This is a genomic window from Paenibacillus hemerocallicola, assembly GCF_006265175.1.
Taxonomy (GTDB): domain Bacteria; phylum Bacillota; class Bacilli; order Paenibacillales; family NBRC-103111; genus Paenibacillus_AB; species Paenibacillus_AB hemerocallicola.
This window is the reverse complement of record NZ_VDCQ01000006.1, coordinates 31,913-50,694: the sequence shown is the minus strand read 5'-3', so window position 1 is coordinate 50,694 and position 18,782 is coordinate 31,913. Positions and strand designations below refer to the sequence as shown.

General features: G+C 53.9%; 16 protein-coding genes. 5 read left to right on the top strand and 11 right to left on the bottom strand.

Annotated features, from left to right (window positions below):
* Positions 1-15 precede the first annotated feature (15 nt).
* From FE784_RS06090 to FE784_RS06070, 5 genes are all read right to left on the bottom strand, one after another.
* The gene (locus tag FE784_RS06090; protein WP_139601250.1) at positions 16-1,335 is read right to left on the bottom strand and encodes an ABC transporter substrate-binding protein; all 1,320 of its coding nucleotides are present in this window, start codon (positions 1,333-1,335) and stop codon (positions 16-18) included.
* Between the two features lie 313 nt (positions 1,336-1,648).
* Positions 1,649-3,316: a response regulator gene (locus tag FE784_RS06085; RefSeq protein ID WP_139601249.1), complete on the bottom strand. Its 1,668-nt coding sequence runs from the start codon at positions 3,314-3,316 to the stop codon at positions 1,649-1,651.
* A gap of 54 nt (positions 3,317-3,370) precedes the next feature.
* Positions 3,371-5,068, bottom strand: a complete 1,698-nt coding sequence (locus FE784_RS06080; protein ID WP_139601248.1) for a sensor histidine kinase — start codon at positions 5,066-5,068, stop codon at positions 3,371-3,373.
* Positions 5,065-6,402, bottom strand: a complete 1,338-nt coding sequence (locus tag FE784_RS06075; protein WP_139601247.1) for an ABC transporter substrate-binding protein — start codon at positions 6,400-6,402, stop codon at positions 5,065-5,067. Before FE784_RS06075 ends, FE784_RS06080 begins: the two co-directional genes overlap by 4 nt.
* Before the next feature lie 120 nt (positions 6,403-6,522).
* Positions 6,523-7,368, bottom strand: a complete 846-nt coding sequence (locus tag FE784_RS06070; RefSeq protein WP_246131923.1) for an AraC family transcriptional regulator — start codon at positions 7,366-7,368, stop codon at positions 6,523-6,525.
* Between the two features lie 128 nt (positions 7,369-7,496).
* Between FE784_RS06070 and FE784_RS06065 the strand changes: the two genes are divergently transcribed.
* Both FE784_RS06065 and FE784_RS06060 read left to right on the top strand, forming a co-directional pair.
* The gene (locus FE784_RS06065) at positions 7,497-8,507 is read left to right on the top strand and encodes a Gfo/Idh/MocA family protein (RefSeq protein ID WP_139601246.1); all 1,011 of its coding nucleotides are present in this window, start codon (positions 7,497-7,499) and stop codon (positions 8,505-8,507) included.
* A 16-nt stretch (positions 8,508-8,523) separates the two neighbouring features.
* On the top strand, positions 8,524-9,468 hold the full coding sequence (locus tag FE784_RS06060; RefSeq protein ID WP_139601245.1) for an aldo/keto reductase: 945 nt from the start codon (positions 8,524-8,526) through the stop codon (positions 9,466-9,468).
* An 88-nt stretch (positions 9,469-9,556) separates the two neighbouring features.
* On the opposite strand, the gene FE784_RS06055 is transcribed toward FE784_RS06060, so the two are convergent.
* The 3 genes from FE784_RS06055 to FE784_RS06045 all read right to left on the bottom strand — a co-directional run bounded on the left by FE784_RS06055 (position 9,557) and on the right by FE784_RS06045 (position 14,125).
* Entirely contained in the window at positions 9,557-11,377 is a 1,821-nt protein-coding gene (locus tag FE784_RS06055; RefSeq protein WP_176705995.1) for a DUF2334 domain-containing protein, read from the bottom strand.
* 265 nt (positions 11,378-11,642) lie between these two features.
* A complete protein-coding gene (locus FE784_RS06050) occupies positions 11,643-12,800 on the bottom strand; it encodes an MFS transporter (RefSeq protein ID WP_139601243.1) in 1,158 nt (385 codons plus the stop codon).
* A gap of 44 nt (positions 12,801-12,844) precedes the next feature.
* Positions 12,845-14,125, bottom strand: a complete 1,281-nt coding sequence (locus FE784_RS06045; RefSeq protein WP_139601242.1) for an MFS transporter — start codon at positions 14,123-14,125, stop codon at positions 12,845-12,847.
* Positions 14,126-14,341: 216 nt separating this feature from the next.
* Here FE784_RS06045 and FE784_RS06040 point away from each other — a divergent pair, with 216 nt between their 5' ends.
* Complete coding sequence (locus tag FE784_RS06040) at positions 14,342-15,808, top strand: aminotransferase class I/II-fold pyridoxal phosphate-dependent enzyme (protein WP_484217482.1); 1,467 nt, start codon at positions 14,342-14,344, stop codon at positions 15,806-15,808.
* A gap of 92 nt (positions 15,809-15,900) precedes the next feature.
* Here FE784_RS06040 and FE784_RS06035 read toward each other — a convergent pair whose 3' ends face one another.
* Positions 15,901-16,188, bottom strand: a complete 288-nt coding sequence (locus tag FE784_RS06035; RefSeq protein WP_176705994.1) for an SAV0927 family protein — start codon at positions 16,186-16,188, stop codon at positions 15,901-15,903.
* Positions 16,189-16,390: 202 nt separating this feature from the next.
* Here FE784_RS06035 and FE784_RS06030 point away from each other — a divergent pair, with 202 nt between their 5' ends.
* On the top strand, positions 16,391-16,810 hold the full coding sequence (locus tag FE784_RS06030) for a DUF1885 family protein (RefSeq protein ID WP_139601240.1): 420 nt from the start codon (positions 16,391-16,393) through the stop codon (positions 16,808-16,810).
* A gap of 66 nt (positions 16,811-16,876) precedes the next feature.
* Here the strand turns inward: FE784_RS06030 and FE784_RS06025 are convergent, their stop codons facing one another.
* Together FE784_RS06025 and FE784_RS06020 are read right to left on the bottom strand one after the other, a co-directional pair.
* The gene (locus FE784_RS06025) at positions 16,877-17,176 is read right to left on the bottom strand and encodes a DUF1292 domain-containing protein (RefSeq protein ID WP_139601239.1); all 300 of its coding nucleotides are present in this window, start codon (positions 17,174-17,176) and stop codon (positions 16,877-16,879) included.
* Positions 17,177-17,267: 91 nt separating this feature from the next.
* Positions 17,268-17,879, bottom strand: coding sequence for a stalk domain-containing protein (locus FE784_RS06020; protein WP_139601238.1), 612 nt, complete (start codon positions 17,877-17,879; stop codon positions 17,268-17,270).
* A gap of 298 nt (positions 17,880-18,177) precedes the next feature.
* Here FE784_RS06020 and FE784_RS06015 point away from each other — a divergent pair, with 298 nt between their 5' ends.
* Complete coding sequence (locus tag FE784_RS06015; RefSeq protein WP_139601237.1) at positions 18,178-18,339, top strand: aspartyl-phosphate phosphatase Spo0E family protein; 162 nt, start codon at positions 18,178-18,180, stop codon at positions 18,337-18,339.
* Positions 18,340-18,782 lie beyond the last annotated feature (443 nt).

The following is an 18,782-nucleotide window of genomic DNA, read 5'->3' as shown; positions in this document are numbered from 1 at the left end:
CATGAATTTGAAAGGTTACTTTTTGTAAATTTCTTCAATCTTCGTCTGCAGATCCTTGATTGCCGTTTCCGGCGTGTAGCTTGTCTCGAGCAGCAGCTTCTGGAACGCGTCGTTCACGATGCGAAGGTTGAACACCTCGCCCGCTTTCGGGTTGTATTCGCCCGGATAACCGAGGAAGTAGAAGCCTTTCACCGAGTCGACGAACGCTTTGTTCTTCTCATCCTGCCATACCGGCTCGCTCGTAAGCTTCGTGTATACCGGTCCGGTAAGCGGCGCGCCTTTTTCGATCCATGTTTTGTACCAGTCGGTAGCGAGCATGTACTCGACGAACTTTTTGGCCAAATCTTTGTTTTTCGAATCTTTGAAAATGCCGAGGTTGTTGCTGATGCCCGGAATGAACGTCCCTTTCGGTCCGGCCGGGTAAGGCGCGATCCCCGTCTTCTCGTACAGGTCCGGGTTGTCCTTCTTGATCGTGCTGAGCGTGCTGCCAACGTTGAAGATCATCGCCGCCTGGCCGCTCAAGTAAGCTTTGTTGTTCCCGCTGTCATCCCAGCCCAGCGCGCTTGGCGGCGTGCTCTTGTCGGTCAGGAAAATGTCGCGGATAAATTTCGTCGCTTCGATCGTTTCCGGCGAGTTGGCGATAACCGTCTTGCCGTCCTTCGTATCGACCGATCCGCCGTACGACCAGATGATGCCGCGCGTCAGGAATTCGGCGTCGGAGTTGCCTTTGCCGTAGCCGAGACCTGCGCCATATACGCCCTTGCTCGGGTCCGTAAGCGCTTTGGCCATCTTGCGGAATTCGTCCCACGTCTTCGGCGGAGCGTCGAAGCCGGCGTTTTTCAGCAAATCTTTGCGATAGTACAGCACTTGCGACTCGGTCCAGAACGGAATGGCATACTGCTTGCCTTGGAACGTAATCGCTTTTTTCATACTCGCTTGCATGTCGCCGTTTTTGCTTTCGATCGATTTGACCACATCGGTCAAATCCTCAAGCACGTCTTTGCCGTAAAATTGACCGATCTCCTGGTAGCCGAAGAACGAGACGTCCGGAACGGTCTTCGATTCGATTGCCGCGGACCATTTCGGATAAAAATCCTCGTAAGCGATCAATTCGATATTCACGTTGACATTGTTCTCGGCGCCGAATTGCTTGGCCCGCTCTTGAATGAGCTTGTTTTGGTCCTCGAACAATTGTTTTTTCATCCAGAACGTTAAGGTCGGCTTGGACTTGCCGTCCGTCGTCGTATCGCCCGCCGTCTTTCCTCCCGTGCTGCAGCCCGTGACCAGCGCCGCAAGCAAAGAGGCTGCCGCCGCTTTCTTGATCCATTGATTCATGCTAGATGACCTCCCGTAATGGTGTTCGTTTCCGAGACTTTCAATTGGGTTCGGGCGTCCGAATGTCCCGATCGCTTCGGGGCATCGTTGCCTCATGAGTTAATAGTAAAGCGTTTCCCCTCCCGTTAAAATGACAACAATTTAACCTGGATGGAACAAAATTAACGTGATCGTCTCTGTCTGTAAAAAAGGAGAGCGTGCAGTTCCGCAGCGGAGTCTCGGGGCTGTTCTTGCAGGTGTAGCCGGACATTCTTATCACCTGACGTAAAAAAGCGGCCCCGTCCTATAGACGAGAGCCGCTACCTTGACGCCATTACTGCTCCTCGACCGCCTCCAGCTTTTGGCGGAATTCCTGCGGAGTAAGCGAATAATACTTTTTGAACACCTTGATGAAATAATTCGGATTTTGGTAGCCCAATTGGAGAGCGACCTCATAGTTTTTGAGCGAAGGATCGGCAAGCAGGAAGGCAGCCTGCTCCATCTTGAGACGCAGCACGAAATCGCTCAAATTTTCGCCCGTCTCCAGTTTGAAAATGCGCGACACATGGACGGGATGCATGTACATATAGTCGGCGATCGCCTGTAACGATACGTCCTCCACCAGATGCTTCTGCACGAACAGCTTGATCCGACGCACCGTATTCTCTCGGTCGTTTCGGGTCTCGTTCTCCATGCACTGCTGCAGCAGCTCGAGCGATTGGAACATCCATTGTTGCAACGCCTCCAGCGACCGGCTCGGCGTCAAGCCGGTAACATCGGACAGGTGCGGTCCGATCATATCGGTCAGCTGCCTCCCGTTTTTGTGCGCGAACGAGCTGAAGGAGGCGTATATGGAGAAAAAGGCTTCCAACAGATGCTCCTGCGAATCCGCCCATTTCGCCCCGAGCTCGCTCCATATGCCGGTCAGCTTGTCATGGGTTTTCTCCCAATCGCCGGATTCGAGCAGGTGGACGAGCATCGGAGGCTCATACAGTCTTTGCAGAGCATGAACGGGCAGCTGCTCCAGCTCGTCGGAAGCATAGATGAGCAAGCCGCTTTGGTTGCCCACCTGCTTGCGCATCGACAGCAAAATGTCCTCGTACAGACGCTTGATATCCAGAGGAAACGAACCCCAGCGGCTGATCAACACGGAAACGCTCCCCTTCAGAAAACGATCGACGCTCAGCTGCAGCTGGGATGCCATCGATTGAAGCCGGCTTTCGACCGGCTCGGCTGCCCTGTCGGGATGCTCCTGCCGATCCTGCTGCGTATCACCCTCCCCGGCAATCGTCACAAGAAACACCAGGTATCCGTGCAGGTCTTTGCAGCTCCACAACCGGAAATCGTCCTCGAACAGCTCCTCCGCCATGTTGACGACCGCATATTCCATGAGCGACAAGCTGTAGAAGTCCAGCTCGGCAAACCGGTCCTCGAGACGGAACAGCATAAGGGCGAAGCGCCCCTCGGCGGGAATCGCGATTTTGAGCGACTCCAGCTTTTGCCCCAGCCGTTCCGGGGAAATTTTCACCCCTTGCAGCAAATCGGCCAACAAGTCGCCCTGCAGCTTCGGAAGATGCTCCTGAAAAGCTTTCTCGACACGCTCGTAATGGCGGCTCTCGTCCCGCTCCCGCTGAAGTATTCCGACCAGATTGCCGACTTTGTCCAGCACTTCCCCGTCGCTGATCGGCTTCAGCAAATATTCATGGGCATCATGCTGAATCGCCTGTTGGGCATAAGAAAACTCCGCATGGCCCGACAGCAGAATGCATTTGATCCTTTTCCATTCCCGGCGCACGAGCGCGAGCAGCTCCAGCCCGTTCAAGCCCGGCATGCGGATATCGGTCATCATAATATCGATCGTATTCGTCTTGAGCAGCTCCAACGCCTCGCTCCCGGAATACGCCTTGAAGACGGTCGAGATCCCGATCTCGTGCCAGGGCAGCGTATCGGCAAGACTGTCCACGACACTGGCTTCGTCGTCGACGATGAGCAGCTGAAACATCCGAATCCCTCCCCCATTGCTGTTGAGCGCTTATTTGTCGCTTCCCGGCATCGCTTAAGATTGCTCGCTTCGTTCTTCCCATACCATCTCTACGCGAAACCCTCCCGATGCGGACGGGGAAAAGTACAGCCCCGATCTTCCGCCATACATATGGACCAGCCGCTGGTGGGTGTTCCACAAGCCGAAGCTCGCATCTTCGTCCTTCGGCAAGGAAACCTTCCTTTGCAGCTCGGCATACCGTTCCTTCGACATGCCCGGTCCGTTATCCTCGACGATGATCCGGTTCAGCCCGTCGGACTGCACGCCCGAAATCCGGATGAGACCGAACTGGATACTGTCCTCTACGCCGTGCACCACCGCATTTTCCACTAACGGCTGAACGAGCAGGCGGGGGATTTCCAAGGCAAGCATCCGGTCCGCTATATCGATCTCGTAATGAAACCGCTGCATCCGCATCGTCTGGATATTCAAATAGTTCTCGATCAGCTTCATTTCCTCGGACAACGTCGCGATCGGCTTTTCCAGCCGTGTCGAATACCGGTAATAATCCCCCAGGTTCAGCGCCATGGCCGAGACGGCTTCCTTATCCCCCAGATTGGCCATATTTTTAATATAGAACAAGCAATTGTACAAAAAGTGCGGGTTAATTTGCGACTGCAGCTGCTTCAGGGTAGCTTCCTTGGAACGGAGCGTCTCCTTGAACACCTTCTCGATCAGCTCCCCGATCTGCTCCGCCATCTCGTTGAAGCTGTGGAACAAAAAATCGAACTCGTTGTTCGACTGCCGCTTCAGCCTGGACGAGTATTGTCCGTCTTTAATCCGCTGCACGCCTTTAATGAGCAATTGGATCGGACGCTGGACGTTCCGGTACAGCAGCAGGGTGACCAAAATGCTGAGCGCCATCAGCAGGCAGATCGAGGCGTAGAACAAATTGCGGCTCGTGACGATCGGGGCGAATATGCTTTGCAGCGGAACGATATCGACGAGAAACCACCCCAGGCTTTCGGAGCGGATATAGTTCACGATATATTTCCCGTCGTCCAGATCGATCGTCAAACTCCCTCCGGGCGTAAGCTCCGTACGATCCAGCCGCTGGACGATCGCGCCGATGAGCGTCCGGTTCGCCGTGTAGCTGATGATAGGCTCCGCCCCCGCCTCGTACAGAAAAGGCTCGTGCTGTCCGCCCTGCTTCAGCAAATTGAGCATATTGCGCAAATTGTCGTCGGTAAATCGGACCTCGACGAGCAGATTGGGGATATCGCTTTCCTTGATCCGCGAGAAGAACGTCTGGGTAATTCCGAACGTTACGGCGCTCCGGTGAGTCCATTTTCTCCATTCCGGGCTGCGGATGTAGTTCTCGTCGTATTGAACCGAGTAATCGGTCGACAGCACTTCCTTGGAGTCGGGCAAATGCAGAATGATTTGATTGTTCCACGCGCTTGTCGCGATCTGCATGTTCAGCATCTCGACGATACGGCTTTGCCGCTGCAGCTGAACGAGACGCGAGTCCGCGTTCCGGCCGTTCAAATATTCCCTGATGCTGTAATCGCGACTGGCCGTAACCGAATATTTCGTCAGCTGATCGATCATCATTTCCATTTGGCTCATAAAGAAGGAAAGCCGGTTCCGGTTGCTGTCCTCGATCGTATCGCGAACGACATTTACGCTGACTTGATTCGAATACCCATAGAGCAAAATAATCGGGATGAGCAGCGAAACGACGAGCAGGATAATTTTACCGAACGTATTCATTTGCTTTTCTCCCCGTCGATCAGCGCTTGAAAGTCGCGGTTCGCTTTATCGGCCGCGGCGGAGATGTCCTCGTCCAGCAGGCCCTGTACGACGATATCGCCGATGATGTCGCGGGCTTGGCCCACATTGACGACCTGCGGGCGGTCATGGCCGACGCCTACCCGCATCGATTCCGTGACGACGCCGATATATTCCGCGGGGAAGCCGGACACGCCTTGCGGATCGTTCCATACGGACCGGCGGGCACCCGGATTTCCCATCTGCTGCGATTTCATGACGACCTCCTTGCTCGTAGCCCATCGAATAAAAAGCCACGCCGCTTCCTTATGGACGGAGCCCGAGCTCATCCCCAAGCCCCAAGCGGTAACGTTGAACGGTCTGGCACCCGCTTGTCCCGCCGGAAACAAGGCGAATCCGACCTTGTCGCCGATCGACGATTGATTAGAGCCCATGGCAATCGAATAAATCGCGCTCGCATCGGTGTAAAACGCCGCCTTCCCTTGCGAGAACAGCCCCGCCGCCTGCTGCCAGCCCATATTGAACACGCCCGGAGGTCCGTATCGCTTCAATAGCGTTACGTACCGGCCGATCCCTTTAATCGCTTCGGGCGTATTGATCGCCGCTGCATCGCCTTTCTGAAAATCTCCGCCTTCCGAGTACAGGAAGGACGACAGCTGCGTTACGAGCGCGTTCCTCTGCCCTCTCGCCACGAAGCCGTACACGCCGTTCACCGGATCGTGAAGCGCCTTCGCTGCCGCTTCAAGCTCATCGAGCGTTGTCGGAACCGCCAATCCGGCTTGCGCCAGCAAGTCCTTGCGATAAAATAAAATTTGCTGCTCGGTTGAAAGAGGCATGGCCGCAATCGCTCCGTTATAGGTGACCGACTCGATGGCGGTCGGAGAATAATCCGCAAAATCGTATTCCGGATCGCTTTCCGAGAAAGAATCCAACGGCTGCAGCCAGCCGTTCCGCCCGAACGCCTTCAACTCCTCCAGCGGCCGGAACATGAATACGTCCGGGCTCGTGCTGCCCGCCGCAAACTGAACGGAAAGCTTCTGGCTCAACTGCTCGTTGGAAAAGCTCGTCAAGTCCACCTTGAGGCCCGTCCGGGCTTCGAATTGGGGCAGCAAAGTCCGGATCGCCTCGGCCGCCGGGCTATTGCCCATATAAGCCGTGATGCTCCTTCCCGTTAGCGACTCGCCCATTCCGCCAAAGCCGGACTCCGCCGTTTGCCCTTCGTCGCCGCGACAACCGACCGTCAAGCCGGCCAGCAGCATGACGCCGGCGAGCCATACCGGACTGCGGCCGCGGCTGCGAATGCGAATACGTTTCATGGCGGTCACCACCTTGGCTTTTTTCTCGATTATTCATTATATGAATAGCTTTACCCCGATTGAAAATAGTATTTATTTAAGAATGACTATACATTGTTAACAGATTGGCGATTCTCGCTCCTAACTCTTCCTCACGTACAGCTCCCGGAACTCCGACGGCGTCATCCCCTCTTGTTCCATGAACCGCTTGTTGAAGTAGCTGGCGCTCGAATATCCCGCTTCCTTGGCGATTTGTTGAATCGGCAAGTCCAATTGCTCCAGCAGCCGGTGCTTGCCGTACTGCAGCCTGCAAAGCGTAATGAAGGCGAGCGGCGTCATCCGCGTCGTTTTGCGGAACAGCTTGCAAAAATAATACGAGCTGACGCCTGCCTGCGCGGCCCAGTATTCCAGATCGAACGGTTCTCTCGCCCTTTCCTGCATGTGCGGCAGCAGCTCGGGAATCCGGTCGGCGGAGGCGGTAGGCTTGACGGCAGAGAAAGGAGCGGCCTGACCCATAAATTCTACGAGAAATGCATAGGTGAGCGCAGACAGCTTCGTTTCGTGCAGCAGTTTGTGACGCATCGCTTCCTCATACAGCGCAAGCTGGGCTTCCTCCAACGGCTTGATGTGATTTATCGACCATAGGGTTGAGCGATGGAAGCCGTGCTCGATCATAAATTCCTTCAGCTTGTCTCCGTAAAAATGAACCCATTTGACGTGCCACGGATCTTCTTCGGAGCTATAATACCGCTGCTCTTCAAAAGGAAAGTACAGAAACGCGGTCCCCGCCTGCAGCGTGTATACGTTTCCTTCAATTTCCACGAACCCTTTGCCGTTTACGATCAGATGGATGCTGAATTCGTTGGTAGTCCCTTTCCCGCGGTAAACGCTATGCTCCGGCGTGTCCCAGCACGAGCCTACCGAGATCGGGGAACAAAAATATTTGCGCTCCGGCAAAGTGGGCAGCAGGCACGGATGAATAGGCAATATCAAGCACCCCCGAATCCTATAACGAATGACAATATCGTTCTATCCTGTTCAATATATTATTATATTTATTTTAATATCAACCCTTTATAATGACAATATACTTCTAACAAGGAGAGGAATTACATATGGTTGCAGAAAAGCTGCGATGGGGTATCGTCGGCTGTGCGGGCATTGCGATCCGTTCCGTCATCCCCGGCATTCAACAGTCCTCGCGAGGCGAAGTCGTCGCGATCGCAAGCCGCGACGAGGAGAAGGCAAAGCAAACGGCGGAGAAGCTCGGCATCCCGAAAGCATACGGCAGCTACGAAGCGCTAATCGCCGACGGCGATATTGATGCCGTTTACATTCCGCTGCCGAACCATCTGCACAAGGAATGGACGATACGGGCCGCCGAGGCCGGCAAGCACGTCCTGTGCGAGAAACCGTTCGCCCTCGATGCGAGCGAAGCGCAGGAGATGGTGGACGCTTGCGACAGGCATGGCGTCAAGCTGGCCGAAGCGTTCATGTACCGTTATCATCCCCGCTACTCGCGAATCAAAGACATTATCGCGTCCGGGGAAATCGGGACGATTCGCGGCATCCATGGGGCATTTACGTTCAACAACTCGGGCAACACGACCAATTTCCGCAACGACCAGTCGATGGGCGGCGGCTCCATATACGATATCGGCGTTTATCCGATCAGCGCCGCGAGGCTGCTGCTCGGGCGCGAGCCGGAAGCGGCGACTGTGCACGCCTTCTTCTCGCCGGAGCACGGAGGCGTGGATATGATGGCCTCCGGATTGCTCGAGTTCGCCGGCGGAGTAGGTCTGACGTTCGATTGCGCGATGTGGGCGGCCGGACGCAATACGCTGGAGGTGCTGGGCACCGACGGAAGAATCGAATTGCCGTCCGCCTTCGTATGCAACCCGAGCGAACCGTCGGTTTTCTATGTGACGGCAAAAGGCAAGCGCCGGGAAGAGCGATTGGACGCCGTCAATCAGTACAGCCTGCAGGCGGACGATGTCGCCGCAAGCGTGCTGGACGGCGCGCCGCTGTCGTTCGCTTCTTCCGACGCCATAGCCAACATGCGCGTAGTCGACGCTTGTCTCGAATCGGCACGGACGCGATCCCGCGTAACTATATCCAACGGATGAAAGGAGAAAATCATCAATGAACTACTTCCAAATTCCAGGCTCGTCCAAGCCTTGCGCACAGTTGATTTTGGGAACGGATTATTTTAAACCGGAGCTTATGGACACGGTCGGCGTCATCTTGGACGCCTATACGTCAATCGGCGGCAATGCGATCGATACCGCTCATAATTATGGCGGCGGGAAGAGCGAAGAAACGATCGGTCTATGGATGGAATCGCGCGGCAACCGCGAGGATGTCGTCGTCCTGACGAAGGGCGCCCATCACAATGCCAGCGGCCCCCGCGTCAACAAGCAAGCTATCGACGAAGAGCTCGCGATCAGCCTGAAGCGGCTGCGCACCGACTACGTCGACCTGTACGCGCTGCACCGCGACGATCCGAACGTTCCCGTCGGACCGATCGTCGAAGCGCTGAACGAGCACATCGCCGCAGGCCGCATACGCGCAATCGGCGTATCGAACTGGACGCATCGGCGGATTCAGGAAGCCAACGATTATGCGGCGGCAAACGGGCTTGTCGGATTTTCGTTCAGCAGCCCGAATTTGAGCCTGGCGAAGCCGAACGAGCCGTTCTGGGCCGGGTGCGTGTCCGCCGATGCGGAAGCTTGCGCATGGCATAAAGAAAATCAGTTCCCGCTCTTGTCCTGGTCCTCGCAGGCTCGCGGCTTCTTTACCGGCCTGTTCACGCCGGACAAACGCGATAACGCCGATCTCGTCCGCGTATTTTACAGCGACGACAACTGGGAGCGGTACCGTCGGGCGGAGGAGCTGGCCAAGGAACGCGGCGTATCGACGATCCAGATTGCGCTCGCATACGTATTGAACCAGCCGTTTCCGACATGCGCGCTTATCGGGCCGAAAAATGTCGCCGAGCTCGAGTCGTGCCGCGACGCTGCGCGGATCAAGCTGAGCGAATCGGAGCTCTCATGGCTAGACTTGACCATGGAGCTTAAGACGATCTAATACGAGCATATCGGGATGAATCCCGGAAAATACGCAAGCTTCGGTCAGGAATGCACTCTTCCCTGCCGAAGCTTGTTTGATTTTCCGGTTAAAGCGGCTTTCCCGACAAAGGCCGTTTCGTTTGAAAGGACATGGCCATATCGAGATACGGCGCGTCGTTGGCCAATTCCGCCACGTCCTTGCGCCCGTCGCCATTCATGTCGCAAACGAATAATTCGCCCGTCGAATGGCCCCACGGACCCATACGCGACAACAGCTCGAATTGCATCGGGCCGGTTTGCCGATAAACGGCAAATGTTTTCGACTCGGGCTTCCAGAACAAAACATCCTCTTTCCCGTCACCGTTAAAATCGCCGATTTTCACTTGGCCGTCCTCGCCTGTAGGTATCGTCAACTGCAAAACATTACGCTTCCAGCTCCGCGAAGCCGTGTCCGGAACGAGCTCGATCCAACGGGAAGAATGAGGGAAGGGGATCAGCAGCGAATCATTCCCGTCGCCGTCCAAGTCGGCCACCGTCAGCTTGACCGGGAAACGCCGGTCCCAAGGTCTCGCCGCAAGCGGGACAAGCTCTCCTTTCGCAAGCGAAAAGCTTTCCAGCTGGCTGCCATCCTGCGACTCGCCGGCAATGACCCATTCCTTTCCTTTTCTCAGCGCGAGCATGTCGCTCCAGCCGCGCGAATCGGTTTTCCACGATTGGGACAAGACGAATTCCGATTGCTTGGCACGGTAAGACTCCAACGTACCGTTCGCTCTCATCACCCACAGGTCCGCCTTGCCGTCTCCATCGTCATCGAACAGCGTCCAGGAGTCCCCCTTCGAATATTTCAGTTGGCACCATATGCCCGGAGCGGCGGAGGTTTCGTTGCGCAATCCGCGAAATTGCCCCTGCGTCACGAGTACTTGGCCTGTTCCCTTGTCCCAGCTGACTACATCCGCTTGCCCGTCCCCCGTAACATCCCCGGTTTTGACGGTCCCCGCCCGGTTGGTTCCGACCTTCATGCTATGAGCCGGGACGAACGGGATGAAGTCCGTAATCGAGATAAAGCTGTAACCTTTCTCTGCGAGACGAGGAAGCAGTCTCTGCATCGGGCTCTTCTCTCCTGCCGGATAACGGTACATCGGCAGCCCGTCCTCTATAACCGGATTTCCGTCAGCGTCCGTAACCGGAAGCAAATGCTTGAATTCCAGGAAAGGGTGGAAAAATAAGGCCGGAAGCTTATCGGACTTGCCCAACTGACTCGTAATAATATCCACATCGCGATTATATGGAATGTAGGATAACGGCGTAGGAACGTAAATCGCTCCAAGCGACGGAGAGCCGTAGCCCTTATTGCGCCCGGTCGAATATTGCGGCTGGACAGCGTTGCGGTTTTCCTGGACGTTTGCTTGAAAGTGCAATCCGAAATAATTGCGGAATACTTCATCCTGCTCGGGCAGCGTCCGATAATGCGGCGCTTCCCAGAAATACGGGAACAGTCCTACCCGGCTGAATTTCTCCGCGCCTTCGATAATGCGCTGCGACGCATATTGCGTCGTCATCGAATCCTTGACGTCGGGCATGTAGAATTCGTTGCCGGTGCCGGACTCCTGATGCCCGTCCTCGCGGTACGTATCGCCGACCTGGTGCGTATACCCGTGCATGCCGATTACGGCACCCGACCGGGACGCTTCTTGAATTAAAGAATCGAACGATCGCACGTACTCATTGTCCAACTGGTCGATAGAAACGTCATAACGGGTCCCATCCTTGGCGACATTGATCCATCGCGGGATAAGAGCGACCTGATAGCGGACTCCCCTCTCCTTCAGCATGTCCAGCACCGCCCTCAGCTTTCCCAACTGCTCGGCGCCTTCATACTGGCCTCCCGGGCCGACATCCTCGAGCCGGAGTAAAACTTGCTTCGGCATGTTGTCGTTTCCGAACGCGGGAGCAAAATAAATCGTGTACAGCAACGCAAACGCACCCGTCACGGCGAGCATGAAGCGTGTGCGGGAGCGAAATGTGGGCAACCATCGTCTAAAAATGCGAGTCCCTCCTGATGCCAGCTCATATTCGTATTATATCTAAACCGCTTTCAAAAATCATCAAAAAAAATCCTCCCCGGTACGAAAGTACGGGAAGGATGTCGAATTAAAGTACGAGCCATCGATGGCTCCGGCGTACGAGGCCGGATTATCCTGCCGCGCTCGCCTGCTTGGCTTGCCGATCGGCCGCCTTGAACGTAACGAGCAGCGTAATGGCGGCCAAGCATAACGTTCCGCCGATCGCGAACGGCAGGTGTATATTCAGATGATAGGCGCCCATTCCCATCAGCGGACCCGCGATCCGTCCCAGGCTGTCCATCGAGGAATTAAGCCCCGTTGCAACGCCTTGTCCTACTTTCGTCTTTTGGGTAATCAGCGACAGGACGCAAGGTCTGATAAGCGCATTGCCTGCCGCAAATACAGTCAAATAAATGGTCGCCGTCAGCAAGCTGGTCGACAGCAGGATAAGGAAAAACCCGAGCGAGGAAAGAACAAGACCGATCGCGATAACCTTCGGCTCGTCTCCAGGCTTGACGAGCCTGCGCACGACGCCGCCCTGGATGCCCGCTCCGACGATGCCGCTGACCAAAAACATGATGCCGATATCCATCGGTCCGGCGCCGAACTTGATCGCTTCAAAATATTGCAGCGTCCCTTCCAGGCCGGCCAACGTGAATGTGACGAAAAACGACAGTACGTACAAATATTTTAAAGATCCCGAGAACGCCGTCCAGCGAGACGTCCGCTTCCTCACATCCCCCCGCTTGGAAGCCGGAAGCGATTCCTGCAGCCGGGCGGCGGCGAGCAGCAACGTAACGAACGAGAGTCCCGACGCGACGAAAAAAGGGACGGACAGCCCGAATCCGGTCAACAAGCCCCCGACAGCGGGACCGAAAATGAATCCGAGCCCGATCGACATGCCGACCAGCCCCATTCCCTTCGTCCGGTTCTCCTCGGTCGTAATATCGGCCACGTACGCGACCGCGCAAGAGGTCGCCGCTCCGGAGAACAATCCGCCCAAAATGCGGGACACGTACATAAGCCACAGCTGATCACCCGCCAAGCCTAGCAGCAGAAAGCTTACCCCGAAGCCGGCCAAGCCTAGCAGCAGGACAGGACGTCTGCCGATCCGATCGGACAGCGAACCCCAGAAGGGCGACATAACGAAAGACACCGCCGAATACAGCACAAGCATCATATTGAGATGAAACGGTCCGACGATTTCCGGCAATACCGGAATAATGATGCCGAACCCGATAAATATCGTCATTAGCAGGAGCATGATCGCAGATAGTTGCTTTCTCACGGTAAAGTCCTCCGATTAAGATTGTAGCCCGATATACGCTTCAACTATCTTACCATAACTTTACGGTTGACAAAAATGAACAATTGAAGAACGAACAGCGCCGCGAGAACGAGTCCGCTCGTCACAAACGGAGCCTGATGGCCGAACGAATCCCACAGCTTGCCCGATATGATAGGTCCGATGACGTTGCCAGAGCCTTCGATCGTCAGGAAAAATCCCCAGATGGCGCCGCGTTTTTCTTTCGGAATAACCGAAGCGATCAAAGCGTTCCACGACGGTATGATCAGCGCGTAACCGATGCCGAGCAGCGTGACCAGCGCGAGGACGAAATAGATCGATGAGACGAAGGTGAACGTCAGCAGCGTAAAGGAGCTGAGGAGGAGCCCGATGTTAATGAACCAGCGGGTGCCCCAACGGTCCACCAGCTTGCCGACCGGAATCAGGAACAATACGGTTATCGCTCCGCCCGCGATCAGAAACATGCTGTACTGCGACGGGGTCAAATTCAGTACGGTACGCGCATATAGCGTCAGTACCGGCGTGAGCAGCCCCAGTGCGAATGTTTGCGCGAACAGAGCCGGGTAGAACGCCCAGCTTACATTTAACGAACGGCTCACTTCGCCCATATATTGGCGTATTTTGCGAGCTTGCCGGGTCCATAAGCTTTCCTGCGGCTGCTGTCTGGCGCGCTTGTCCTTCAATTCGTGCAGGACGGTCTTCATATTCGCTTCGTCACGACGACGGGACGGCAAGAAAAACGTGACGGCAACGCATACCGCCGTAAGCAGGACAAGCAGCCGGAATGCCCCGGTGTACGTTTCTCCGATAAAAAAATTGATGACGACCGGGCCCAAGCCGACCCCGGAGAGCCATGACAAATAGATGATGGACATCGTCGTACCGGTCGCCTGCTCGCCTACCGATTCCGTCGCGCCCGTAATGACGCACGGCCAAAGTGGCGAAGTACCGATTCCAAGCAGCGTACAGGCGACGATAATCCAGAACGTATGCGAGAACGTGACCATGATGACGACGGACGCGAACGTCAATAATACGCCGGTCAGCATGACCGCCCTATAGCCTACTTTGTCGATCAGCCATCCGACCGGAGACCGGAACAAATTGTCGCCCAAATATTGAAGCGCCATCGTCCAGCCGATAACGAAGGTGGAGATGCCCAGCACCGACTTCATGTAGATGGGCAAGATGGACACCAGAATCGCGCCCTTGACGAATTCAACGATAAACATGATAAGTAGAAGCAACACGACGAAAGGAGTAAAAAATGGCTTTTGGTTCAACCAAAATTGTTTCAGTTTGTTCATATATCCACCCTCTGCCCGTAGCTTGCCAAATGTTGTACCCGACATTGGCGCAATACCGCGTTATCTCTCTAGTCTGCCCCAAAAGGCATAGTAAATTACGGAAAATGCAAAGTCGTTCGCTACAAAACTTTGACTTGCATGTCCCGTTCAATTTGATATACTCAACTTTGTTTAAGCATATCATCTGCAACCCCCTGGAAGGAAGGGATGACCGCATTGGATCACAACCGCACCCCTTTGTTTACCGCACTGACACAGCATGCTGCCAAACGTCCGATTCAGTTCCATATCCCCGGACATAAGACGGGAGCCGGCTCCGATCCCGAATTCCGTTCGTTCATCGGGGATAATGCGCTCTCGATCGACTTAATCAATATAGCACCGCTGGACGATCTTCATCAACCGACCGGTATTATTCAAGAGGCCCAGAAGCTAGCGGCTGACGCCTTCGGCGCCGAGTATACGCTATTTTCCGTGCAAGGCACGAGCGGAGCCATCATTACGATGATCATGTCGACAGTCGGAGAGGGCGACAAAATTATCGTCCCCCGCAATGTCCATAAGTCCATTTTGGCGGCCATCATCTTCTCCGGAGCGAAGCCGGTCTTCCTATCCCCGGCCCGTGACATCAATCTCGGTATCGATCACGGCGTTACGACAAGCTCCGTCAGGAAGGCGCTCGACCGGCATCCGGACGCGAAAGCGGTGCTGGTTATCAACCCTACGTATTACGGGGTTTGCGCCAACCTGCAGGAAATCGTCGATCTCGTGCACAGCTACGACATCCCGGTTTTGGTGGACGAAGCGCACGGGGCGCTGATCCATTTTCACGACGACCTGCCCTTGTCGGCCATGAAGGCCGGAGCCGATATGGCGGCGACAAGCGTTCACAAGCTCGGCGGCTCCATGACGCAGAGCTCCGTATTGAACGTTCAGGGACCGCGTGTCAATCAAAGACGCATTCAGACGATCATCAGCATGCTGACCACGACGTCCACATCGTATTTGCTGCTCGCCTCCCTGGATACGTCGAGAAGAAACTTGGCGTTGAACGGGAAAGCGATGGCGGACAAAGCGATCGAACTAGCCCAGTATGCGCGCAACAAAATCAATGAAATTCCGGGGCTGTACTGCTTCGGCGAAGATATACTCGGCACGGAGGCGACTTTCGATTACGATCCGACGAAGGTGACCGTCCATATCAGGCATCTGGGCATTACGGGATACGATGTGGAGAATTGGCTGCGCGAACGGTACAATATCGAGATCGAGCTCAGCGATATGTACAACATCCTGTGTCTGATCACGCCGGGGGATACGCTTGAGAACGTGGACATCTTGCTGGAGGCGCTATCCGTGCTGGCAAGGGAATATGCGGACAATCAGGCGAACGAGCTGGTCGTCAAAATTCCGGAAATCCCGCAGCTGTCGCTATCTCCGCGGGACGCCTTCTATGGCGACACGGAGCTTGTTCCGTTCAAGGAATCGGCGGGACGCATTATGTCCGAATTCATCTACGTATACCCTCCCGGCATCCCGATTCTGCTGCCCGGGGAAGTCATCTCGCAGGAAAACATCGATTATATAGTCGATCATCTCGAAGTCGGCTTGCCGGTCAAAGGTCCGGAGGACCGTTCGATCGAATACGTCAAGGTTATCGTGGAAACAAGGCCGATCTATTGATCCCCCGCAATGGAAAGCAATTTTATCGGCAACGAAAAGGAGATGGTTCCGACGCGCGGAGCCATCTCCTTGTATTTAAGCCTAGCAATCTCTCAATATTGTTCTTTGACCGGCATCGTAGGAATAAGCTGCTTCAAAAAGACGGACACTTCGTCCGCTTCCCTAGCGTCCAAATGAAAGGCGCGCTGCAAGTATAATAAATTATCGAGATCGTCGTAATCCAAAAGGGAAGATCGGTTCGTTTGCATGCAAATGATAAGGGGCTTGCCGAAAAAAGCCGTCGTGTACACGATCCCGAAATCGTATCGCGCCCGTTCGCTTGCATAGCCGACAAATTGAATATTCGCTTGCTCCGCCGTATCATATAACCGCTCAAACATTCGAATCACGCTCCCTTTGGTTTGAATTTTCTGAATATTTTAACTATATCACCGGTCCTAATTTTTTACAATATGCAATCTTCGCCCTCCCCTATACTCTCAAAAAAGGTACGGACCGCTCCCGAGGCATACATATTGTAAATGGATGGACGAAATGCTATGATGTTCATGGTAAAAACGGAACGACAAGGATGGTGTAACGATGGCGCAAAGCGCTTACATTTATCTTGTGGACGGATCGGCCGCCTCCACCTTGACGCTGGACGAATTAAAAGAGCACCTTGGCCGTTACAGAGAACAAACCGCTCAAACCGGCAAGCAGCTCGGATGGGATTACGCCGCATCCGCCTTTCCTTACTCGGTGGAGACGAAGCCCGAGGGACTGGGCAAATGGTTTTATTTGAAAGGAAGCAATCCGCTATACAAATATATTTTGTTCGGCGTCGGCAGCAAGACCGAGGAAGAGAAAGAGAAGCCTTACATACAGGTGACGCTGCCGGACGATGCGACCCACGGAGACAAATCCAAAGGCAATGAGTTGTGCAAATATTTGGCCCGTCAGCTGAAGGCGGAGCTTCATCTGTTCAACGGGCGGACGATGTATTTCAATCCCCGCAAATAGAAGACGGACGCATAACGACCAAAAAGCCCCTCGCCATCTTCCGATGACAGAGGGGCTTTGCTCGTCTCAAGCTTGGGATTCCGTTTGTACGATTTCCTCGTATACCGCCGTGACGTGCTCCCATTCGGCGTCATCCTCGATATTGACCAGGAACGACTCGTCGCCTTCCTCGTCTACGCGGAAAATGATGCTGTCGGCTTCCGGATCGTTCCGGTCCAACAGTACGGCATATGTTTTTTCTTTCGTTTCAAACGTATATACGATCACCATTTCGTGTTCGTTGCCGTCTTCGTCGGTCAGGATAAACACGTCTTCCTCGTGCTCATCTCCGCAGCCGCAATTATCGCCGTGTTGATGCTCGCTCATGCAAAAGCCCTCATTTCTTCGATTGGATTTCAAATCGTTCCTATCGTATCACTTTCCAAATTATCGGTCAATGAGGGCTGCAAACCGACGGTTATTCGGAAATAATCGTTTTCTCGGATACGATCGTGTAGTCTTGCGCTTCGTTCAATTTGATTTTGAATTGAACCTTATACTTGCCCACCGTATCGAACGAAACGCTGTCGAGCGGCCAGCTGTACCAGAAACTTTCCTTGCTTTCCTGCTGCAGCGATACGACGGAACGGATAACGGCTCCGTCCGGCGAGACGAGTTCGATCTTGAACGAATGGATCGGCGTAGTCAGACTGTCGACCTGGGCGGCCACGACAAAATCCAGCTTGTTGCCTTTGCTCACTTTGCCGAACGGCGTTTTCGGCGAATCGTCTTTGGCGATATCTCTGGCGATGAACATATGAACATTCGGTTTGTACAGGTAAGCCGTCTTCGATTCGTCGTCCCATTTCACGAGAGCGTTCAAGGAATCCGACAGCTCCCGAAGCGGCAGTACGACACGCCCCCCTATCATAAAGCCGGGGACGTCGCCGGCCGGCACCTCTACGTTATTCAACAGCACTCTTACTTTCGAATATCCTTGATACTCTCCCCAAGGCGAGCTGGCATATACGATTCCTGCTCCAAGCACGACTAATGTAGCGGTAAGAACGGCAAGCCGCTTCAATTTCATTGCGAAAACCTCCATCAAGCATATCGTTGTACTCAGTTATACTTCGCAATGAAACGAAAGTTGCGGAGGAGCAACGAAATAATTTGCATTTTGCCGCAAGAATAGTTACAATATTGGTTTAAATTTCCACATGATACGATTTCACACAAATAGAAACAATTGACAAATTTTAATAATACACCAGAAGCTAGTAAATTGTAAACATAAATTAGCTTACACAGAATGATGTTACGCAAACCGTAAAAATCAAGTAAACTGATACAGAAATATACAATCGGTAAAGAAAGCGGGAGTCATCATGAGCCATTATAACGGGTTGCATGTCGAAATCGAACAAATGAAAAAAAAGCTCGAACGAACGGTAAAAGAATACATGTACAATTTCAGACATCCCGAGGTAGTGGAATTAAGTCAACAGTTGGATCGCCTGATCGTGAAAATGATGAGATACAGCCGTTAACACCCCCGCCGCTCTTGAATATTCGATATAACCCATATGATCTCTACCAGCCAAAAATCGCGGATACAAGAAATGCTGTTTTAAGTTCATTTCTTTTCTTGGCCCGTCCGACTCTTTTACGAACGTCTTAGAAATGCGGAAGCTGTTGTTTCCCTGAGATTTCGCCGCACATACGCCATAAGCGCCCCTTGTCAAATAAAAATACATATCACAACCCGCTGCACGGCCGTGCATTCAGCATCGTCTCATTCGATTGCCTTGGCAAATCCGTTCACCTTGTCGCTCCGGCGGCGGGATGTCTTTTATTATACGAGAACACGAAGAAGCACCTCGCTTACAGCCATTATGGCTTATAACGGAGGTGCTTCCTTTTTTTATAATAAGTATCGTGGCGGAACTTGAAATCCATCTCTTAGAAACATCGCCTTTGGGGGATCCGCTCC